This window comes from Pseudonocardia alaniniphila (genome assembly GCF_022524485.1).
Lineage (GTDB): Bacteria > Actinomycetota > Actinomycetes > Mycobacteriales > Pseudonocardiaceae > Pseudonocardia > Pseudonocardia alaniniphila.
Window position 1 is genome coordinate 12853 of the sequence record NZ_JAKXMK010000014.1, and the last position, 20560, is coordinate 33412.

The following is a 20560-nucleotide window of genomic DNA, read 5'->3' on the forward strand; positions in this document are numbered from 1 at the left end:
GTCGCGCCCGCGGGGGAGCCGCTGATCGCGGCGCCCGCAGGCCCGTCCGAAGCCGGGCCTACACTCGGCCCGTGGCGGGGCGGATCCGGGACAACGACATCGCGGAGGTCCGCGACCGGACTCGTATCGACGAGGTGATCGGCGAGTACGTGGCATTGCGTCGCGCCGGAGCCGGTGCGCTGAAGGGCCTCTGCCCGTTCCACGACGAGAAGAGCCCGTCGTTCAACGTGCGGCCGAGCCACGGCACCTTCCACTGCTTCGGGTGCGGCGAGGGCGGCGACGCCGTCGCGTTCATCATGAAGATCGAGCACGTCGGGTTCGTCGAGGCCGTCGAGCGTCTCGCCGATCGGGTCGGCTTCCGGCTCACGTACGAGGGCGGCGGCAGCTCGGTGCAGCGTGACCGCGGCACGCGCAGCCGGTTGCTGGAGGCCAACAAGCGCGCCGCCGAGTTCTACGCCGCGCAGCTACGCACGCCCGAGGCCGCGCCCGCCGTCCAGTTCCTCACCAGCCGCGGGTTCGACGCGGCATCGGCCCAGACGTTCGGCTGCGGCTACGCTCCCGCCGGCTGGGACACGCTCACCCGCCACTTGCTCGCGGCGGGCTTCACGCTGGACGAGCTGATGAAGGCCGGTCTGTCGAAGGAGGGCCGCCGGGGCCCGATCGACAGGTTCCACCGCCGGTTGCTCTGGCCGATCAAGGACCTCGGTGGCGACGTCGTCGGGTTCGGGGCGCGCCGCCTCTTCGACGACGACGGGATCGAGGCCAAGTACCTCAACACCACCGAGACGCCGGTCTACCGCAAGACCCATGTGCTGTTCGGGCTCGACCTCGCCAAGCGCGAGATCGCCAAGCGCCGGCAGGTCGTGGTCGTCGAGGGGTACACCGACGTGATGGCGATGCATCTGGCAGGCGTGCCAACCGCGGTCGCGTCCTGTGGCACCGCCTTCGGCGCCGAGCACATCTCGGTGATCCGCCGGTTGATCGGTGACGACTCGTTCGATCTCGGCGAGGTGATCTACACCTTCGACGGCGACGCCGCCGGGCAGGCGGCCGCGCTCAAGGCCTTCGAGGGCGAGCAGAGCTTCGCCGCGCAGACGTTCGTGGCGATCGCGCCCGACGGCCAGGATCCCTGCGAGCTGCGTCAGAGCAACGGCGACACCGCGGTGCGTGACCTGGTGGCCCGCCGCGAGCCGCTCTTCGAGTTCGCGATCCGCAGCATGCTGCGCGACCACAACCTGGACACGGCCGAGGGCCGGGTCGCCGCGCTACAGCGGTGCGTGCCGCTCGTGGCGCGGATCAAGCGGGAGGACCTGCGCGACGAGTACGCCCGCAGGCTCGCGGGCTGGACCAGCTGGGACGACATCGCGATGGTCGTGCGGCGGGTGCGGGAGTCCGCGGGTGCGCCGGTCGAGCCGGTGCGCGGCCGCAACGGCACCCGCCGGGAGGCACCCGCGCCGCCCCAGAAGGACGATCCACGGCTGCACCTGCAGCGCGAGGCGCTCAAGGCCGCCCTTCAGGTGCCGGTGATCGCCGGGCCCGCCTACGACGAGCTGCCGGAACAGGTGTTCACCCACCCGGCGTTCGCCGCGGTGCACCGGGCAGTGCAGGCCGCGGGCGGGGTGTGTGGTGGCCGCGAGGGTCACGTCTGGGTCGACGCGGTGCAGGCCGAGTGCTCCACGGAGACCCGCCAGCTCGTCACCGAGCTCGCCGTGGAGCCTCTGGAGCTGCCGCGGAAGAACACCGAGGAAGCGCGCTACGTCTCGAGCGTGATCGCCGGGGTGCGGCTCGTGCTGGTGGAGGCCCAGGTCGCCGAGCTGAAGGCACGCTTGCAGCGCACCAACCCGATGGAGGAGGCCGACGCCTACCACCAGCTCTTCGGTGACCTCGTGCCGCTGGAGCAGTACAGGATTGCACTGCGGGAGAAAGCGCTCCGGTGATCAGGGAGGGAGTGCGATGAACCTGCTGAAGGCGGTGCGCCGCCTACTGGGACACGACGACCTGCCCGAGGGCTTCACCGGTCGTCTCGACGCCGACGAGCAGGTGCTCGCCAGGGCGGCGCTGGGCGGTGGGGGCCACCTGGTCGTCACGTCGCGCGGGCTGTGGCTGCCCACCCCCGACGGAGTGCGGCGGCTGGGCTGGCACCTGGTCAGCAAGGCGTCGTGGAAGAACGGTGCCCTCGAGTTCGTCGAGGCGCAGGAGCGCGACGTCATCGACGGCGCAGTGCTGATCGCCGATCTTCCGCCGCAGCGGCTGCGGCTCGCCGAGCCGGGCAGGGTGCCGGAAGTGGTGCACGCCCGCGTCACGGGCTCGATCAAGAGCAGGCACCACCGCGACCTGCCGGGCGGCGGCGCGTGGTTCGTGCAGCGCAAGGTGCCCGGCCGCGACGGCATCGTGATGCAGGTGCGAGCCGACCCGGGCACCGACGAGGCCGCGCTGCGACAGGTGGTGGGCGACGTCGCCCGCACGCTCAAGCTGAGCTGATTTTCGAGGAGGTCTGGTATGACCAGCAGCACCACGTGGGATCCGGCGCTGTATCTCCGTTTCGACGACCACCGCTCCCGCCCGTTCCACGACCTGTTGGCCCGCGTGGGCGCGAGCGCCCCACGCCGCGTGGTCGACCTCGGCTGCGGCCCCGGCCACCTCACCGCCCTGTTGAGCGCGCGCTGGCCGGATGCCGAGGTCGTGGCGCTCGACTCGTCGGCCGAGATGGTGACCGCCGCCCGCGAGCGGGGCGTGGTGGCCGAGCAGGCCGACGTCGCCGACTGGATGCCGTCGCCGGACACCGACGTCGTGATCACCAACGCGGTGCTGCAGTGGGTGCCGACGCACCGGCAGCTGTTGCCACGGTGGGTCGACGCCCTGCCGAGCGGTGCGTGGTTCGCGATGCAGGTGCCCGGCAACCTCGGCGCCCCCACCCACGCGCTGATCCGTGAGCTCGCAGGCGAGACGCCGTGGCGGGGCCGGATCGATCTGCGGGGCGAGATCGCGGTGGCCGAACCGGACGAGTACGCCGAGCTGCTGGCCGGCGCGAACGCCGAGGTCGACGTCTGGGAGACCACGTACCTGCACCGCCTCACCGGCGCGGACCCTGTGCTGGAGTGGATCAGCGGCACGGCGTTGCGGCCTGTGCGTGACGCGCTCGGCGACGACTACGCCACGTTCCGTTCGGTGCTGGCCCCTCGGCTGCGCGACGCATACCCCGCTCGGCCGGACGGCACCACGTGGTTGCCGTTCCGGCGCATCTTCGCGGTGGCCCGCAAGCGCTGACCGCTCCTGGCAAGCGGAAACAGGGGTGGCACGAACGGGTGATCGGTGTCACTCTCGGCGATGTTGATCCCGTCACAGTGGAGGGGACCATGACCGCCGAGAGCCAGCGCACCCGTACCGACGTCGACAAAGCCCTGCTCGGTCACGCCACCTATCGCAGCCTCGGAGAGCAACGGCTCTCTCCGGCCGAGGAACGGTTCGAGAAGGGCCGCCGCACGGTGGGGCTGTTCCTCGCGCCGATCGTGACGATCGTGTTCCTGGCGCTGCCGTTGGATCTCCAGCCCCAGCAGCAGGTGCTGGCCGGGATCCTGCTCGGCGTGATCGTGCTGTGGGTGAGCGAGGCGGTGCCGATCCCGGTCGGGGGCCTGATCGGCGTCGCGCTGATCGTGATGCTGCAGGTGGCGCCGGCCGACGACGTTCTGGCGAACTTCGGGTCGAGCACGGTGTTCACCTTCATCGGGGCGTTCATCCTCGCCCAGGCGATGCTCAAGCACGGCGTGGCGCGTCGCTTCGCCTTCCGGATCCTGTCGCTGCCGCGGGTCGGGCGCTCCAGCGTCGGGGTGATCATCGCGTTCGGTGCGGTCACGTGCCTCCTCTCGGCGTTCGTGTCGAACACCGCCACGGTGGCGATGCTCCTGCCTACGGCGCTGGGCATCCTGAGCGTGATCGCGAAGCTGCTGCAGGACCGCGGGCTCGTGGCCGATGACTTCGACCCGCTGCGGCTGCGCGTCGGGGCCGCGCTGATGCTGATGCTGGCGTACGGCGCGAGCGTGGGCGGCCTGCTGACGCCGGTCGGCAGCCCGCCCAACCTGATCGGCCGCGGACTGATCGAGGAGGCCACCGGGGAGCGGATCAGCTTCGCGCAGTGGGTGGCGCTGGCGTTCCCGATCTGCCTGCTGATGTTCGTGGTGCTGGCCGTCGTGCTGCTGTTGCTCAACAAGCCGGAGATCCGCCGCATCGACGGTGTCGCGGAGTACGTGGCCGAGCAGCGCTCGCAGCTGGGACCGCTCTCGCGTGCCGAGAAGAACACCTTGATCGCGTTCGGCGTCACCGTGACGCTCTGGATCCTGCCCGGCTTCGTCGCGCTCGTCGCGGGCAACGACTCGGTCGCCTACGACGTGGTGAGCGAGCGGCTCGACGAGGGCATCGTCGCCGTGTTCGGCGCGTCGCTGCTCTACCTGCTCCCGACGGACTGGCAGAACCGCGAGTTCACGCTCCGCTGGAGGGACGCCCAGCAGATCGACTGGGGAACGATCCTGCTGTTCGGCACCGGCATCATCTTCGGGGCGCTGCTCGCTGACACCGGCCTGGCCCGCACACTGGGCGAGGCCGTGTCGACGGGGCTCGGGCTCTCGAGCGTGGTCACGATCACGATCTTCGCGGTGCTGCTGGCGATCCTCGTCTCGGAGACCACCAGCAACACCGCGTCGGCGGCCGTCGTGGTGCCGATCGTCATCCCGATCGCGGTGGCTGCGGGGGTCAACCCCTTCGTGCCCGCACTGGCCGCCACGTTCGCTGCGTCGTTCGGCTTCATGCTGCCGGTGTCGACGCCGCAGAACGCCATCGTCTACGGGTCCGGCGCTGTGCCCATCACCACGATGATTCGGTCCGGCGCCGCATTCGACCTCGTCGGAGCGATACTCATCGTCGTGTTCCTTCCGCTGATGGTCGCCGCCCTCGGGCTGGGCGTCGCATGACCCCCCAGACAATCGCCGTGATCCCTGGCGACGGCATCGGTCACGAGGTGATCGATGCGGCCAGGGCTGTGCTGGACGCCGTGTGCGCCCGCCACGACATCGAGCTCGGCTACACCGAGTTCGACTGGTCGTGCCGTCGCTTCGAGCGCGAGGGCGCGATGATGCCGCCCGACGGGATCGACACGCTCCGTGCGTTCGACGCGATCCTGCTCGGCGCCGTGGGCTGGCCGGGCGTGCCGGACCACGTGTCGCTGTGGGGACTGCTGATCCCGATCCGTCGCGCGTTCCGCCAGTACGTCAACCTGCGCCCCATCCGGGTGTTCGACGGCGTGCAGAGCCCGCTGCGCGGGGCCGAGAACGTCGATTTCGTCGTGGTGCGCGAGAACGTCGAGGGCGAGTACAGCGAGGTCGGCGGCCGCGTGAACCGGGGCTTCCCGGACGAGATGGCGGTGCAGGAGTCGATCTTCACGCGGGTCGGGGTGAGCCGGATCGCCGACTTCGCCTTCGAGCTGGCGGCGTCCCGGCGCGGGTACCTCACCTCCGCGACGAAGTCGAACGGGATCGTGCACACCCTCCCGTTCTGGGACGAGGTCGTGGCCGAGCGCGCGGCCCGGCACCCCGACGTGCGGTGGGACAGCGAGCACATCGACGCCCTCGCCGCGAAGTTCGTGCTGCAGCCCGAGCGGTTCGACGTGGTGGTGGGCTCGAACCTGTTCGGCGACATCCTCTCCGACCTCGCCGCGGCCGTCGCGGGCTCGATCGGGATCGCGCCGTCGGCCAACCTGGACCCCACGAGGGAGTTCCCCTCCATGTTCGAACCGGTGCACGGTTCGGCACCGGACATCGCCGGCACGGGTGTGGCCAACCCGGTGGGGGCGGTGTGGTCGGCGGCGCTGATGCTGGGGCACCTCGGCCACCCGGACGCGGCCGCCGACGTCCTGGACGCGATGGAGGCCACGCTCGCGAAGCCGGAGACGCGCACGGCCGACCTCGGGGGCAGCGCCTCGACCTCCGAGGTGACCGAGGCCCTGGTGGCGCGCCTGCGCTGAGCGGGGGATGGGCTGATCGGCCGACGAGCGGCACTCCTGCACGCCAGGTTTCGGACGGACGCGCCGCTCGTCCGGCAAGCTCGGGCTCAGCCGGCCGGGTTCGCCGGGCGTTGCGTCGCGAACCACGTGATCCAGCGGCGTTGGCCGGGTGTCTCCACCGCGTGAGGCCGGTAGTGCTCACGGGTCCAGCGCACTGCGTCGTCGGCCGGGTGGCCCGCGAGCACGGCCATGCAGGCGATCACCGTGCCTGTGCGGCCGTTGCCGCCGCCGCACGCCACCTCGACCAGTTCCCCGGCGCGGGCGAGCGAGTAGGCGTGCTCGATCAGCGCGGCGGCCGCCTCGTCGTCGCGCGGTACGCGGAAATCGGGCCAGTCGATCCAGTCGGCGGGCCAGTCAGGTCGCCACGCCGGTGCGCGGTCGAAGAACCGGCGCTTCGCCTCGGGCGGGCGGCCGAGGTAGAGCCCGTACGTGGGGGACGGCCCGGGCCGGACGGGTTGGCGGCGGCCCCACCCCCGTACCGGGGTTCCGTCGGGTAGAGCGATCGCGCCGTCGAGCTGGTCCGTCATCCGGCCATCCTGCCGTCGTGTGATCGACGACTCAGTGCGGGGTCGCAGGCGCCTTGATCGTCCCGAGAACTGCGTATCGGCCCTTGCGAGGGCGCGACCCCGGATCTCGTGGCGATCACCCCGTTCCGGTGTTCGGGCAATACGATCCAGTCGGGGCGCCGGAGCTCCAGGAACCGGGGGTGCGCACGCGCATGGAGATCGTCCGCTACATCGAGCCGGGAGTGCAGAGCCCCCGCGTCGGTCTGCGCCGGGACGGCAAGGTGTCGCCGTTGCCCTGGGCCAGTGTCGCGGAGTTGCTGCGCGAGTCACGGGATGAGCTGCGCGAGCGGCTGACCGCTGCCGGTGACGCCGAGGTGGATGCGGACGCCGTCACCTTCCTGCCGCCGGTGGACGGCCGTACCGAGGTGTGGGCGGCGGGCGTCACCTACGAGCGCTCGCGCACCGGCCGGGTCGAGGAGAGCAGCGAGGCCTCCGTCTACGAGAAGGTGTACGACGCGGAGCGTCCGGAGCTGTTCCTCAAGTCGGTGGCCTGGCGGGTCGTCACCGACGGCGAGCCGGTGGCGCTGCGCTCGGACTCCACCGTCGACGTCCCGGAGCCGGAGCTCGCGGTCGTCGCCAACCGGTTCGGCGAGATCGTCGGCTACACGGTGTGCAACGACATGAGCTCACGCTCCATCGAGGGCGAGAACCCCCTGTACGTCCCGCAGGCGAAGATCTTCAGCGGGTGCTGCGCGCTGGCCACCGGCATCCGGCCGGCCTGGGAGGTGCCCGACGCGGGCGACCTGGCCATCTCCGTGCGGGTGCGCCGCGGCGAGGAGACCGTCTTCAGCGGCGACACGAGCACCGCCCGCCTGCACCGCACACTCGACGAGCTGATCGCGGCGCTCTTCGCGCCCACCGACTTCCCCGACGGGGCGATCCTCGCCACCGGCACGGGGATCGTCCCGGAACTGAGCTTCTCGCTCGCCGAGGGCGACCGGGTGGAGATCGAGATCGCCGAGGTGGGCACCCTGACCAACCCGGTCGTCCGCGGCCGCGAACCGATGTCGTGGCTCGTGGACGCCCTCGACCGCCCGGACGCCAGAAGGAAGGCGCAGCTGTGAACGACACCACCCACGACGAGCTCGCCGCGGTTCTCGCCGCGGCCGCCAGTGCCGCCGCTCCGTTGGCCGCGCTGCGTCCGGCGGAACGTGCGGCGCTGCTGCGGGCCGCTGCCGACGCACTCGACGCCGCTGCCGACGAGCTGGTGCCGATCGCCATCGCCGAGTCGGCGTTGCCGGAGCCTCGGCTGACCGGCGAGGTGGCTCGCTCCAGCGGGCAGCTGCGGCTCTTCGCCGAGGCGCTCGAGGAGGGTTCCTACCTCGAGGTCATCATCGACACCGCCGACCCTGACGCGGCGCCGGTTCCCCGGCCCGACCTGCGCCGCATGCTCGTGCCGCTCGGTCCGGTGCTGGTGTTCGCGGCGAGCAACTTCCCCTTCGCGTTCAGCGTGCCCGGCGGCGACACGGCCTCGGCGCTGGCGGCGGGCTCGCCCGTCGTGCTCAAGGCCCATCCCGGTCACCCCGAGCTGTCGCGGCGCACCGGCGAGGTGCTCGTCGACGCGCTGCGCGCCGCCGGCGCCCCCGAGGGGACGTTCGCGGTGGTGCACGGCATGGACGCCGGCACCACGGCGCTGGTCGACCCGCGGATCAAGGCCGCGGCCTTCACCGGTTCGGTCCGCGGTGGCCGGGCGCTGCTCGACATCGCGTCCACGCGTCCGGAGCCGATCCCGTTCTACGGGGAGCTGGGCAGCCTCAACCCGGTGTTCGTCACGCAGGCCGCGGTGGCCGCGCGCGGCGAGGCGATCGTCGACGGCTTCGTCGGCTCGTTCACCCTCGGCACCGGCCAGTTCTGCACGAAGCCCGGCCTGTTGTTCCTCCCGGAGGGACACGGGCTGGAGCAGCGGCTCGTCGAGAGTGCGCGCGGCGTGGGCGCGGCCGGGATGCTCAACGACCGCATCCGCGCCGGGCACGCGGAGGAGCGCGAGCGGCTGGCCGGGCTCAGCCAGCTGCGCACCCTCGTCCGCGGGGACGACGCCGAGGCCAGGGTCGCTCCCACGCTGCTGACCACCACCGCGAAGGAGCTTCTCGCCGACCCGGACCCGGTGCTGCAGGAGTGCTTCGGGCCCACCTCGATCGTCGTCGAGTACAGCGGCCCCGACGAGCTTCGCGCGGCGGCCGAGGCGTTCGGCGGCAACCTGACCGCCACCGTCCACGCCGAGGACACCGACGCCGGTGCGTTGTCGCCGCTGGTCGACGTGCTGCGTGATCGCGCCGGCCGGCTCGTCTACAACGGCTGGCCCACCGGCGTGGCCGTGGCCTGGGCGATGCACCACGGCGGCCCGTACCCGTCCACCACGGCGTCGATCCACACCTCCGTCGGCGTCACCGCGGTGCGCCGGTTCCTGCGGCCGGTCTGCTACCAGAACACGCCGCAAGCCCTGCTGCCGGAGGCGCTGTGGGACGACAACCCCCTCGGCCTGCCGAGGCGGATCGACGGGGTGATCTCCCAGCGCGCGCTCTGACGCACGGGCGCGAGCCTCTCGTCCACGTGGACATCCCGGTGCCGCCACCCGGAGCAGCATCCGGGCAGAGGGCCTCGCGGCGGGGCGTTCGCGGGGATAGGTTCGAAGAGGTGTGTTCGCCGCGGGCGGACGCCGGCAGCACCACGCACCGTCGCGTGGGCATTATCGACGGAACGGCAATTTCGGCAGGAGCCCCCGAATGACCAAACCCGTCCTCATGACCGTGGACGACGACCCCGGCGTGAGCCGCTCCGTTGCGCGCGATCTTCGGCGCCGCTACGGCCAGGACTACCGCGTGGTGCGCGCCGAGTCCGGGGCCGAAGCCCTGGAGGCCCTGCGGGAGCTGACGCTGCGCGGCGAGCCGGTGGCCGCGATCCTCGCCGACTATCGGATGCCCGAGATGAACGGCATCGAGTTCCTCGAACAGGCGATGGACGTCGCGCCGCATGCCCGCCGAGCGCTGCTCACCGCCTACGCCGACACCGACGCCGCCATCCAGGCGATCAACCTGGTCGATGTCGACCACTATCTGCTCAAGCCGTGGGACCCACCGGAGGAGAAGCTCTACCCGGTGATCGACGCGCTCGTGGAGACGTGGCGGGCCGTGGGCGTGCGGCCCGTGGAGGAGGTCCGCGTCGTCGGGCACCGGTGGTCGGCCGAGTGCTTCGCGGCACGCGACTTCCTGGCCCGCAACTCGGTGCCCTACCTCTACTACTCGATCGACGACCCGGAGGGCGCCCGCCTGCTCGAGGCCGCGGGCGCATCGCCCGAGGACGTCCCGCTGGTGATCACCACCGACGGCACGGCGCTGCGTTCCCCGTCCGACGCCGAGATCGCCACGGCGTGCGGGCTCACCACCGACCCGGTGTCGGACTTCTACGACCTCATCGTGATCGGCGGTGGCCCGGCGGGGCTCGGTTCGGCGGTCTACGGCGCGTCGGAGGGTCTGCGCACGGTGCTGGTGGAGCGCCAGGCCACCGGTGGCCAGGCCGGGCAGAGCTCGCGGATCGAGAACTACCTCGGGTTCCCTGATGGCGTCTCCGGCGCCCAGCTCACCGACCGGGCCCGCCGGCAGGCCGCGAAGTTCGGCGCCGAGGTGCTCACGGCCCGCGACGTCGTCGCCCTCGAGGTGCGCGGCTCGGCCCGCGTCGTGCGGTTCGGTGACGGCAGTGAGATCGCCGCGCACGCCGTGGTGCTGGCCACCGGTGTCTCCTACCGGAGCCTGAACGCACCGGGGGTCAAGGAGCTCACCGGCCGAGGCGTGTTCTACGGCTCCGCCGCCACCGAAGCGCCCGGCTGCCGTGGCGAGGACGTCTACATCGTCGGCGGCGCCAACTCCGCCGGTCAGGCTGCGGTGTTCTTCTCCAAGCACGCCGCCACCGTCACGCTGCTGGTACGCGGACCGAACTTGGAGGCGTCAATGTCGACGTACCTGATCAAACAACTGGAGGCGATCGACAACGTCTCGGTCCGCACCCGGTCGGAGGTCGTGGAGGCGAACGGTGACGGTCACCTGCAGTCGCTGACCATCTGCGACCGGGAGACCGGGGACATCGACTCGGTGAAGGCGGCGTCGATGTTCGTCTTCATCGGTGCGGCTCCGCGCACGGAGTGGCTGGACGGAGTGGTGGAGCGCGACAAGCGCGGATTCGTGCGTACCGGCCCCGACCTCGTCGTCGACGGGCAACGGCCGCCAGGCTGGCCGCTGGACCGCGATCCGTACCACCTGGAGTCGAGCGTGCCCGGCGTGTTCGTGGCGGGCGACGTCCGGGCTGACTCGGTCAAGCGTGTCGCGTCCGCGGTCGGCGAGGGCGCCATGGCCGTCACGCTCGTCCACCGTTTCCTGGCGGACCAGTGAGCACCATCGAGGGGCGGGCGGGTGCCCACCTGACGTCGGAGGAACTGCGCAGCCTCTTCCTGTTCACCGACCTCGACGACGAGCAGCTCGCCTGGGTCGCCGAGAACGCCGATGTCATCACCGTGCCCGCGGGCGAGGACGTCGTCGTCGAGGGCGACCCGGCGGACTGCTTCCACGTGCTGCTGTCGGGCACCATCGCGATGAGCCGGGTGATCCAGGGCGAGAAGGTGGAGACCGGGCGCACCGACCAGCGTGGTGTCTACTTCGGAGCCGTCCAGTTCTACCTCCAGGACGAGACGGCCCGCGACTACGCGATGACGGTGCGCGCGCTCACCGACTGCACGGCGCTCGCCCTGCCGGCCTCGGAGTTCGCCACCGTGTTCGCCCGGTGGTTCCCGATGGCGGTGCACCTGCTCGAGGGCATGCTCCTCGGCCTGCGGCGCGGCAACGCCCTGGTGGCGGAGCGGGAGCGGTTGCTCGCACTGGGCAAGCTGTCGGCCGGCCTCACCCACGAGCTCAACAACCCGGCGGCCGCCGCCAGCCGGGCCGCCGACACGCTGCGCGACAAGGTCGCCGGGATGCGCGCGAAGCTCGCCATGATCGCCGACGGCAAGATCGCGGGCGATCAGCTGAAGAAGCTGGTGATGGCCCAGGACGAGTTCGTCAAGAAGGTCCGCAACGCACCGTCGCTCTCCGCGATCGAGGCCTCCGACCGGGAGGACGAGCTGGGCGACTGGCTCGACGACCACGGCATCGACGGCAGCTGGGATCTGGCACCCGCCTTCGTCGCGGGCGGCCTGGGCGTCGAGGACATGGACGCCGTGTACACGGCCACCAACGAGACCACGCTCGAAGGCGCGATCCGCTGGCTCGCCTACACGGTGGAGACCGAGAGCCTGCTGCGCGAGATCCTCGACGCCACCACGCGGATCTCCAACCTCGTGCTCGCGGCGAAGCAGTACTCGCAGATGGATCGCGCCCCGCACCGCTTCATCGACATTCACGAGGGCCTCGACGCCACGCTCGTGATGTTCGGGCGCAAGCTGGGGGAGGCCAAGGGGATCGAGATCGTCAAGGACTACGACCGCTCGCTGCCGCTGATCCCGGCCTATCCCGCCGAGCTCAACCAGGTCTGGACCAACATCATCGACAACGCCATCGATGCCATGGACGGGTCCGGCACGCTCACGGTGCGCACCTCACGGGTGGAGGAGTGCGTGCTCGTCGAGATCGGCGACACGGGTCCGGGTATCCCGCCCGAGGTCCGGAAACGGATCTTCGAGCCGTTCTTCACCACGAAGCCCGTGGGCCGGGGCACCGGGCTCGGCCTGGACGTCAGCTACCGGGTGATCGTCACACGCCACCACGGTGACCTCGCGGTCGAGTCGCAGCCGGGAGACACACGTTTCCGGGTGCGCCTTCCGATCACCGAGCAGCCCTGAGTGCCGCGATGACCATGCAGATACCCCTCGCATCGGCGGACGCGCGGCTGGCGGCAACGGAGCGGCGGGCCGTCGAGGTACGGCTCGGCCCGCACGAGGTGATGTCCGACCACGCCGACGACGGTCCGGGCGAGGGCCCCACCCCGTTGGAGCTGCTCGCGGCCTCACTCGCCGCGTGCAGCGCGATGACCGTGCGCACCCACCTGGAGCGCGACGGCGATCCGGGCGACATCACGGTGGTCGTCACGCTGGATGCGGGACCGCCCACCCTGTTCTACCGGCGGGTGCAGCTCGGGTTCCGGCTCGAGCCCGACGAGGCCCACCGCCTCGCCGACGCGATGGAGCGCACGGAGGTGACGATGATGCTGAAACCGGGGTTCAACATCCGCACCCAGATCGAGCACGCCGGCGAACCGCTGGTCTGACGCCTGCCGACCCGCCGCGTTCAGCCGGGGCGGCGGGCGCTCTGCACCGCGGCGGCGGTCGCGGCGTCGCCCCGGGCCCGGAGCCCGGACACCACTCCGTCGACGTCGGCCGGTGGGCGGTTCTGGCTCATCTTCACCTTCGCCTCCACGCGGTTGATCACCACCTCGACGCCCACGATCGCGCGCAGCTGCCCTGCCACGAACGCCGCCGGCGCGTCGTCGACCGACCACGGCGCCTGCTCGGCCGACTCCTGCAGCGCCGTCAGCCCGCGGACGTGGGCGTCGAGCCATCCGGGGTCGTCGTGCGTCCGCAGCTCCCCGTAGACGTGCGCGGTGAGGTAGTTCCACGTCGGTACGACACGGCCATGCTCGGCCTTGGACGCGTACCAGCTCGGCGTGATGTAGGCGTCCGGACCGTGCACGATCACCAGCGCCTCACCGATCGGCCGTTGCCGCCACTGGTCGTTGTTGCGGGCGACGTGACCGCGCAGGACGCCGTGCTCGCCCTCGTCGGGATCGAAGACGAGAGGCAGGAACGTGGCCAGCATGCCCTGCTCCGTCACCGTGATCAGGTCGGCAGCCTGCCCCCGGGACAGCAGTTCCCGCACAGTGGTGTCGTCGGCGGCGAAGTGGGTGGGAATGTACACGTCAGCCAGTGTCCACTTCGGTGATCACTGCCGGCGCAGCAGCCCTCTTCAGCGTGGAAACATCGCGAGTTAATCGAGTGTGAAACCGCCCGGAAATGGTCGGATCAGCGGTAGTGCCAGGGCCGAGGCTGATACGCGGTCCGCCACGATCTGCGCCGCGAGTCGCATCCGGGCCGGGTAGAAGCATCGGTGGACGGGTATGCGGCGGAAGCGGTTGCAGCATGCGTCACGCAGTTCTGCGTGTGCGGGGAAGTGGCCGAGGAGGGGGCGGGGCCGATGGTCGAGACGTTGAGGCGGGCCGCGCCGGCGGCTGCCGCCGGTATCACTGCCGACCCCACCGAGGAAGCGCTGGAGGAGCTGAAGGCCAGCCTCCGCCGGCTGCTCGCCACGTTGCTCGACCGGGCGCTCGGAATCGCGCTGGACAAGGTGGAGACCTTGGCCAGGAGTTTCGACGAGATCGCGGCCCGTGGCGGGGTCCCGGTCAGCGCACTGTTCGGCGGCCTCCGGGCCAAGCTCGAGGGCCGCAGCCCGATCTGGGGTGCGATTCGGGGTGCGTTCGCGGCGCTGAGCCCGGGGGTCAAGGCCCTGATCATCATCGCGCTGGTGCTCGCGTTGCTCCTGCTCCCGGTCACCGTCGTGCTGCTGCTGCTCGCGTTGATCGTCCTCGCCATCTGGGCGGCCGTGCGGGCGGGTAGCCAGGGGCAGAAGTGACGGCGAAACGCGGTGGCCTCAGCTTGGCGCCGGACGGCCCCATCGCGACCTTCGGCCGTCGGCGCAGTGGCGAGTGCGTCCGGCGGGCGTGGCGATGCTCCGTCCGGCAACAGTGCCGAGCGTCCGGGTGGCACTCAGGTCGACGCCCGGTCCGGGCGGCGCTCTGCGACGCGAGGGCGGCGGCGTGATCCGCTCGATCCGGGCGGCACGCAGGTGGGCGAGCGTCGTCAGCGGAGCTCGCACCGGCGACCGCGCGCGGCAAGGTCGCTAGGTCCGTCCATTGTCGACATGACGGTAATGCGGTCGACGACAACGGGTTGCGCCAGCAGGGTGCCATCCCTCGGCGGTGTCGCCTACGCCGAACGGCTTAATTTCCGGGTGATTCTTCCGAATAGGCCAGACGGGCGTGTGTGCGATCTTCCCGCGGGGTAGTCGCTGTGGCGGTGGTCGGGGGCGCGAATTGCGCAGAAATGGTCTCGGCGAGTTGGTGTGGCTCCGCGCCATTCGCACAGGCGTCGAGCACCCGACAGCCGCGACCACGGACAGAGGAGATCCAGTGAAGTGTGGAGCCCGAGTAGCGATCGGCGTTGTCGCCGGCTACTTCCTCGGACGGACCAAGAAGATGAAGCTCGCAATGATGCTCGGCGGGATGGCCGCTGGGCGGCGGGCAGGGGGTCCTGGGGAACTGCTGCGAACCGGTACGAAGCTTTTGAACAGCTCCCCTGAGTTGGCACGGCTCACCGACGAGGTACGGGGCCGGCTGCTGGAAGCGGGCAAGGGCGCCGCGTTGGCAGTGGCCGCCCGGCAGGTGGAGTCGCTCACCGACCGGGTCGGCAAGCGTGTGGAGTCCCTCAGCGACGTCGGCGTCCCGAGTCGCAAGAAGAGCGCGGAGCCCGAGGACGAGTACGAGGAAGAGGACGCCGAGCGCGCCGACGTTGACGACGAGGGCGCGCCGGCAGGGGACGAGGACGCGGAAGAGGCGCTACCACCACGCGGGGCGCGGCCGCGGGCCCGTACGGCTAAGGCGGCACCTGCCCGCGGCGGCAAGACCGCCGCCGGCGCGACGGCGACCATCAAGCGGACCGCTGGTTCCGCGTCGGGCGCCACCCGTGCCGCCGGCAAGGCCGCAGCCGGCCGCAAGAGCAGCCGGACACCTCGTACCCCGCGGAGCGATGGCGATGGCTGATGCGAAGGACAAGACCAATCTCACGGAAGCCCTGCCGACCGACGCGCTGAGGGACGCCGGCCAGCGCCTGCTGGGCCTGCTCGTCCAGCGCGCGGCCGAGGCGGCGACCGACCGAGTCTCCGGCTTGTCCGAGCGCCTGACCGGCGTGGCCGACAACGGCGGGCAGGGTCTGCGGACCGCGCTCACCGGCCGGGAGCGCGACGATGACGACGATGACGACGGCGAGTCGCGTCCCGGGCTGCTGAAGCGTGGGTTCGGCGCCCTCAAGGACAAGATGAAGAACGCCTTCGGTGGCGGCGGTGGAAATTCGGGCGGCAAGAAGAAACTGAAGGTCACCGTCATCAGCGAGAGTCAGGACATCAGCCTGCCTCTGCGCACGACCTACGACCTGTGGACCCAGTTCGCCGACTTCCCGACCTTCATGAAGAAGGTCGAGAGCGTGGAGCAGGCGTCCGACGAGAAGCTGAACTGGAAGGCGCAGGTCTTCCTGTCCCACCGCACGTGGGAGGCGACGATCGTCGAGCAGGTGCCCGACTCCCACATCGTGTGGCGCTCGAAGGGTGCGAAGGGCCATGTCGACGGTGGAGTCAGCTTCACCAGCATGGGCCCCAACCTGACCCACGTGGCGCTGGTTCTGGAGTACTACCCGCAGGGCCTCTTCGAGCGCACCGGCAACCTCTGGCGCGCTCAGGGCCGCCGGGCCCGGCTGGAGTTCCAGCACTTCCGCCGGCACGCCATGAGCCACGTCCTGATCCACCAGGAAGACGTCGAGGGCTGGCGCGGCGAGATCCGGGACAGCGAGGTCGTCAAGACCCACGAGGAGGCCCTCGAAGAGGAGGAGAGCGCCCAGCAGCCCGAGGAAGGCGCCGAGGAGGACACCGGCGAGGAGGCCGCCGAGGAGCAGCTGCCCGAAGGCGAGGAAGAAGAGGAGGAAGAAGGCGCTGAGGAGGCCGCCGAGGAGGAGCCCTACGACGAGGACGAAGAGCCGTACGAGGAGGAGGACGAATACGAGGACGAGGGCGAAGAGGGCGACGAGGGCGACGAGGACCTCGAAGACGAGTACGAGGACGAGGACGAGGACTCGGGCGACCGGGTCGACGAGACAAGGGAGCCGGTCACGGCTTCCCGATCGCGACGGGGGCGGTAACCCATGACAGTGGCAGCACAGAGGGGCGGCGGCGGTGGCGTCGTCGAACGGGGCGGTGGCGCCGGCGGAAGCGGACTCGCGGACGTCGTCGCACTGATTCTGGACAAGGGCCTGGTCATCGACGTGTTCGTGCGCGTCTCCCTGGTCGGGATCGAGATCCTGACCATCGACGCCCGGGTCGTCGTGGCGAGCGTGGACACGTTCCTGCGATTCGCCGAGGCGACGAACCGCGCCGACCTGTACAGCAAGGGCGCCAAGCCGAAGGACCTGGGAGAACTCGCGCAGAGCATCACCGAGGGCGGTGCCAAGGGAAAGACATCTGGTGCGCTCGACGGGGCCGTCGACAAGATCGGCGAGCTGATGAGCGGAGGACGTGAGGATCGGGAGGAGGCGCCACGCCGGCGCCCTCGGCAGCGGGAGCGTGACGCATGAGCGAGCTTGCGAGCGGATCAGTGTTACAGCGCCGTGGCGAAGCGCCGGCCGAGTGCAGCGAGGGTGAGCGATGAGCGAGCTTGCGAGCGGATCAGTGTTACAGCGCCGTCGCGAAGCGCCGGCCGAGCGCAGCGAGGGCGAGCGATGAGCGATCTGGTGAGCGACGAGCCGGTCGAGGGCGGGGAGGAGCAGGTCGTCCCCGTGTACGTCTACGGCCTGATCCGAGTCGGAACGCAGATCCCCGACGATCTTCCGGGACTCGGCCCGTCCGGCCGGGTATCGGTGGTCGAGCACGGTGACATCGCCGCGATCGTCAGCGACATCCCGCTCGACCGTCCACTCGGCACCCGCAACGACCTGCTGGCGCATGAGGCAGTGGTCGACACCGTGGCGGCCAACGATGCCGTCGTCCCGATGCGGTTCCCCGCGGTCACCGCGGAGGACGCCGTCGTCGAGGAGCTTCTCGCGCCGAACGAAGAGCATTTCCTGACGGTCCTCGACGAGTTCGAAGGCCGGGTGCAGTACACCCTCAAGGGCCGATACGTCGAGGACTCGGTGCTGGGCGAGGTGCTGCAGGGCAACTCCGAGATCCGGGCCCTGCAGGACAAGATCAGCGAGCTGCCCGAGGACGCTTCCTACTACGACCGGGTCCGGCTGGGCGAGCTGGTGGTCAAGGTGCTCGAGCAGCAGCGCGAGCAGGACGGCGCGCAGATTCTGGACCGTCTCGAACAGTTCGCCGTGTCGATCGTGGAAAACCAGCCGGGGGCGCCCGAGGACGTGGTCAACGCGGCCTTCCTGGTGCAGCGCGATCGCGTGCCCGAGTTCGACGACGCGCTGGAGAACGTGGGCCAGGAGCTCGACGGCCGGATCAAACTGCGGCTGCTCGGGCCGCAGGCGCCGTACGACTTCGTGCCGGCTGAGTGATCTTGTGGGACTTGTAACTGGTCTGCTCGGCCTGCCGCTGGTACCCCTCAAGGGCGTTCTGTGGCTGGCCGAGCAGATCCAGGAGCACGCGGAGGAGCAGTACTACGACCCGGTCCGCATCCGAGCACAGATGGAGCGGGTCGACGAGGCCCGTCGCACCGGTGAACTGTCAGCGGAGGAGTGCGACGAACTCGAGAACGACCTGCTGCAGCGGCTGATGCATCGCCCGCAGTAGGAAATCTGACGGATCCGTCCCGATTCGCTGTCCGGGTGCCGCACAGCCGGATGGATGTCACGATATCCGCCCGACACGTCCTGGCCCCGCGAGGGATGGAGCCGAAGTGACCGACGACGAGCAGGCTGCGCCGCGCCGGATGCGCCGTGCGCGCAGCGGGCGGCAGGAGCAACGCTTGTCGTCCGCTGCCAGGGAGAAGGTGCGTCGCCGTCATGTGCCCGAGGACGACGACGAGCTGGAGGACGACGAAACAGATGACGAGCTAGACGACGAGCCCGAGGACGAGCAGGAGCGCCGTCCGCGGCCGCGTCGTGAGTCCGCTCCTCGACGACGGACACGACCCGCCGCAGAGCGCAACGGACGGGAGGAACGGGACGAGAAGCCCATCCCGGCTTCGGTGGCAGCCCGACTGGCGACCAAGAACGTCGTGGAGTTCACCGGGCGAGAGCTGGAGAACGTGGTCGCGATCGAGTGCCGGGACGGTGACTGGTACGTCGACGTCGAGGTCGTGGAGAGCCACCGGATCCCGGACACCACCGACATCCTCGCGATCTACCAGGTGCGTCTCGACCGCAGCGGCGACTTGCTCTCGTACAACCGCACCCGCCGGTACTCGCGTGGTCAACTGGACAAGGAGAGCCGATGACTTCGGGTGGACTACCCCTGCCCAGCAGCCGTGCGCGTCCCCCCGAACCCCGGCAGGATTCGACCAACCTGGCCGACATCCTCGAACGGGTCCTCGACAAGGGGATCGTGATCGCCGGCGACATCCGGGTGAACCTGCTCGACATCGAGCTGCTGACGATCAAGATCCGGCTCCTGGTGGCGTCGGTGGACAAGGCGAGGGAGATCGGCATCGACTGGTGGGAGCACGACCCCACGTTGAGCTCCGGCGCAGGCCGAGGTGATCTCGCCGAGGAGAACCGGCTGCTCAAAGCGCGTATCGACGAGCTGGAGGCAAGCAGCGCGGCCGAGCTCGACGCCGGCTCGCGCACGTCGGAGCGAACGCTCGAGGCGCCTCTGGACGACGTGGACGACGTGGACGACGAAGCGGAAGAGCCGGCCGAACCACGGCCACGTGTGAGAAGGTCCGCGCGGAGACCGGCACGGACGACCGAGCGACGGAGTCGTCGCGATGGCTGACTCCGTCGTGTACCTCTACGCCGTCACCGACGCCCCGGCGGAAGAACCGGCCGACGAGGGCGCGCTCGCCGGGGTGGACGGAGTGCCGGTGCGTCGGATCGTCTCCGGCGACCTCGCGGCCGTGGTCAGCTCCGTCGACCCCACGAGGTTCAGCGAGGAGGCGCTCCGGCGCAGCCTGGAGGATCTGCAGTGGTTGGAGCGGATCGCGCGTGCCCATAACGCCGTGGTCACCGCGGTGGCCCGGTCGGGTCCGGTCGCGCCCGTCCGGCTGGCCACTGTCTACCTCGACGACGAGAACGTCCGCACGCTCCTGGACGAGCGTGGGGCGGAGTTCACCGCGGCGCTCGACCGCATCCGGGGGCGTGCCGAGTGGGGGGTCAAAGGCTTCGCCGTCCGTGCTGAGGCGGACACGTCGCCGCAGGCGACCGAGGAGTCCAAGCCCGGCACGGCCTACCTGATGCGCAGGCGCGCCGAACGCGACCGCGCGGCCAGGGGACTGCAGGACGCGGCGGAGGCGGCCGAGGCGGCGCACCGGGCGCTGTCGGCGGTCGCGGTGGCGAGCCGCCGCTACAAGGCGCAGGACCCGCGCCTGTCCGGCCGTCGGGAAGAGATGGTGCTGAACGTCGCCTACCTCGTGGACGAAGCCGGTGCCGAGGCCCTGCGTCGGCTGGTCGAGCGGCAGCAGGGGGAGGACCTGCGGCTGGAGCTCACCGGTCCGTGGGCGCCGTACTCCTTCGCCACCCTGGAGGAGGGGCCGTGAGCGTGGTGCCCGACCGTGATGTGGCACTGGTCGACCTGCTCGACCGGCTCCTCACCGGCGGCGTCGTGATCACCGGGGACATCACCATCTCCCTGGCCGACGTCGACCTGGTGCACGTCTCGCTCCGCGCCCTGATCAGCTCCGTCGAGACCCTGATGGAACGCGAACCCTGACATGGAGGTGAACGGTGTGGCGGAGCTTCCGGCGCGCCTGCCGCTCGACCCTGACGCCGTGGGCCGTGACCTCGGCAGGCTCGTCCTCACGATCGTGGAGCTGGTGCGCCAGCTGATGGAGCGCCAGGCGATCCGCCGGGTCGAGGTGGGTGATCTCCCCGACGAGACGGTCGAGCGGCTCGGGCTCGGGTTGATGCGCCTCGAGGAGGCGATGACCGAACTGCGGGAGCACTTCGGGCTGAAGGCCGAAGACCTCAACATCGACCTGGGCCCCCTCGGGCCTCTGCTCCCCCGCCAGGACCGCGACTAGACGAGTGATCGTCACGAGATCCGAC

General features: G+C 70.7%; 23 protein-coding genes. 21 read left to right on the forward strand and 2 right to left on the reverse strand.

The window, feature by feature from the left end:
• Window positions 1–71 precede the first annotated feature (71 nt).
• From dnaG to MMF94_RS17550, 5 genes are all read left to right on the forward strand, one after another.
• The gene (dnaG, locus tag MMF94_RS17530; protein WP_241037907.1) at window positions 72–1937 is read left to right on the forward strand and encodes a DNA primase; all 1866 of its coding nucleotides are present in this window, start codon (window positions 72–74) and stop codon (window positions 1935–1937) included.
• A gap of 16 nt (window positions 1938–1953) precedes the next feature.
• Window positions 1954–2481, forward strand: coding sequence for a hypothetical protein (locus MMF94_RS17535; protein WP_241037909.1), 528 nt, complete (start codon window positions 1954–1956; stop codon window positions 2479–2481).
• A gap of 18 nt (window positions 2482–2499) precedes the next feature.
• Window positions 2500–3267, forward strand: coding sequence for a trans-aconitate 2-methyltransferase (locus tag MMF94_RS17540; RefSeq protein WP_241037912.1), 768 nt, complete (start codon window positions 2500–2502; stop codon window positions 3265–3267).
• Window positions 3268–3356: 89 nt separating this feature from the next.
• Window positions 3357–4964 carry an SLC13 family permease gene (locus tag MMF94_RS17545; protein ID WP_241037913.1) on the forward strand — a complete coding sequence of 536 codons (1608 nt, stop codon included), beginning with the start codon at window positions 3357–3359 and terminating at the stop codon, window positions 4962–4964.
• A complete protein-coding gene (locus MMF94_RS17550) occupies window positions 4961–6013 on the forward strand; it encodes a tartrate dehydrogenase (protein ID WP_241037914.1) in 1053 nt (350 codons plus the stop codon). The genes MMF94_RS17545 and MMF94_RS17550 overlap by 4 nt, the downstream gene beginning before the upstream one ends.
• An 86-nt stretch (window positions 6014–6099) precedes the next feature.
• Here the strand turns inward: MMF94_RS17550 and MMF94_RS17555 are convergent, their stop codons facing one another.
• Window positions 6100–6579: a protein-tyrosine phosphatase family protein gene (locus MMF94_RS17555; protein WP_241037915.1), complete on the reverse strand. Its 480-nt coding sequence runs from the start codon at window positions 6577–6579 to the stop codon at window positions 6100–6102.
• Window positions 6580–6758: 179 nt separating this feature from the next.
• Between MMF94_RS17555 and MMF94_RS17560 the strand changes: the two genes are divergently transcribed.
• The 5 genes from MMF94_RS17560 to MMF94_RS17580 all read left to right on the forward strand — a co-directional run bounded on the left by MMF94_RS17560 (window position 6759) and on the right by MMF94_RS17580 (window position 12867).
• On the forward strand, window positions 6759–7682 hold the full coding sequence (locus MMF94_RS17560; RefSeq protein ID WP_241037916.1) for a fumarylacetoacetate hydrolase family protein: 924 nt from the start codon (window positions 6759–6761) through the stop codon (window positions 7680–7682).
• On the forward strand, window positions 7679–9142 hold the full coding sequence (locus MMF94_RS17565) for an aldehyde dehydrogenase (NADP(+)) (protein ID WP_241037917.1): 1464 nt from the start codon (window positions 7679–7681) through the stop codon (window positions 9140–9142). Before MMF94_RS17560 ends, MMF94_RS17565 begins: the two co-directional genes overlap by 4 nt.
• 199 nt (window positions 9143–9341) lie before the next feature.
• The gene (locus tag MMF94_RS17570) at window positions 9342–11000 is read left to right on the forward strand and encodes an NAD(P)/FAD-dependent oxidoreductase (protein WP_241037918.1); all 1659 of its coding nucleotides are present in this window, start codon (window positions 9342–9344) and stop codon (window positions 10998–11000) included.
• Window positions 10997–12442, forward strand: a complete 1446-nt coding sequence (locus tag MMF94_RS17575; RefSeq protein ID WP_241037919.1) for an ATP-binding protein — start codon at window positions 10997–10999, stop codon at window positions 12440–12442. The genes MMF94_RS17570 and MMF94_RS17575 overlap by 4 nt, the downstream gene beginning before the upstream one ends.
• Window positions 12443–12450: 8 nt before the next feature.
• Entirely contained in the window at window positions 12451–12867 is a 417-nt protein-coding gene (locus MMF94_RS17580; protein ID WP_241037920.1) for an OsmC family protein, read from the forward strand.
• Window positions 12868–12887: 20 nt separating this feature from the next.
• On the opposite strand, the gene MMF94_RS17585 is transcribed toward MMF94_RS17580, so the two are convergent.
• Window positions 12888–13514, reverse strand: a complete 627-nt coding sequence (locus MMF94_RS17585) for an FMN-binding negative transcriptional regulator (RefSeq protein ID WP_241037922.1) — start codon at window positions 13512–13514, stop codon at window positions 12888–12890.
• Window positions 13515–13790: 276 nt separating this feature from the next.
• Between MMF94_RS17585 and MMF94_RS17590 the strand changes: the two genes are divergently transcribed.
• The 11 genes from MMF94_RS17590 to MMF94_RS17640 all read left to right on the forward strand — a co-directional run bounded on the left by MMF94_RS17590 (window position 13791) and on the right by MMF94_RS17640 (window position 20535).
• A complete protein-coding gene (locus MMF94_RS17590) occupies window positions 13791–14225 on the forward strand; it encodes a hypothetical protein (RefSeq protein WP_241037924.1) in 435 nt (144 codons plus the stop codon).
• 556 nt (window positions 14226–14781) lie between these two features.
• Window positions 14782–15411, forward strand: coding sequence for a hypothetical protein (locus MMF94_RS17595; RefSeq protein WP_241037925.1), 630 nt, complete (start codon window positions 14782–14784; stop codon window positions 15409–15411).
• Complete coding sequence (locus tag MMF94_RS17600) at window positions 15404–16558, forward strand: SRPBCC family protein (protein ID WP_241037926.1); 1155 nt, start codon at window positions 15404–15406, stop codon at window positions 16556–16558. Before MMF94_RS17595 ends, MMF94_RS17600 begins: the two co-directional genes overlap by 8 nt.
• A gap of 3 nt (window positions 16559–16561) precedes the next feature.
• A complete protein-coding gene (gvpJ, locus tag MMF94_RS17605) occupies window positions 16562–16990 on the forward strand; it encodes a gas vesicle protein GvpJ (protein WP_241037927.1) in 429 nt (142 codons plus the stop codon).
• 144 nt (window positions 16991–17134) lie between these two features.
• Window positions 17135–17914, forward strand: a complete 780-nt coding sequence (locus tag MMF94_RS17610) for a GvpL/GvpF family gas vesicle protein (RefSeq protein WP_241037928.1) — start codon at window positions 17135–17137, stop codon at window positions 17912–17914.
• Window positions 17915–17918: 4 nt separating this feature from the next.
• Window positions 17919–18149 carry a gas vesicle protein GvpG gene (locus MMF94_RS17615; RefSeq protein WP_241037929.1) on the forward strand — a complete coding sequence of 77 codons (231 nt, stop codon included), beginning with the start codon at window positions 17919–17921 and terminating at the stop codon, window positions 18147–18149.
• A gap of 106 nt (window positions 18150–18255) precedes the next feature.
• Window positions 18256–18795 (forward strand): gas vesicle protein GvpO, encoded by a 540-nt coding sequence (gvpO, locus tag MMF94_RS17620; protein WP_241037930.1) that lies wholly within the window; start codon window positions 18256–18258, stop codon window positions 18793–18795.
• A complete protein-coding gene (locus MMF94_RS17625) occupies window positions 18792–19292 on the forward strand; it encodes a gas vesicle protein (protein WP_241037931.1) in 501 nt (166 codons plus the stop codon). Before gvpO ends, MMF94_RS17625 begins: the two co-directional genes overlap by 4 nt.
• Window positions 19285–20052: a GvpL/GvpF family gas vesicle protein gene (locus MMF94_RS17630; RefSeq protein WP_241037933.1), complete on the forward strand. Its 768-nt coding sequence runs from the start codon at window positions 19285–19287 to the stop codon at window positions 20050–20052. The genes MMF94_RS17625 and MMF94_RS17630 overlap by 8 nt, the downstream gene beginning before the upstream one ends.
• Window positions 20010–20225, forward strand: coding sequence for a gas vesicle protein (locus MMF94_RS17635; protein WP_379660468.1), 216 nt, complete (start codon window positions 20010–20012; stop codon window positions 20223–20225). The genes MMF94_RS17630 and MMF94_RS17635 overlap by 43 nt, the downstream gene beginning before the upstream one ends.
• A 16-nt stretch (window positions 20226–20241) precedes the next feature.
• Window positions 20242–20535: a gas vesicle protein K gene (locus MMF94_RS17640; RefSeq protein ID WP_241037935.1), complete on the forward strand. Its 294-nt coding sequence runs from the start codon at window positions 20242–20244 to the stop codon at window positions 20533–20535.
• Window positions 20536–20560: the final 25 nt, after the last annotated feature.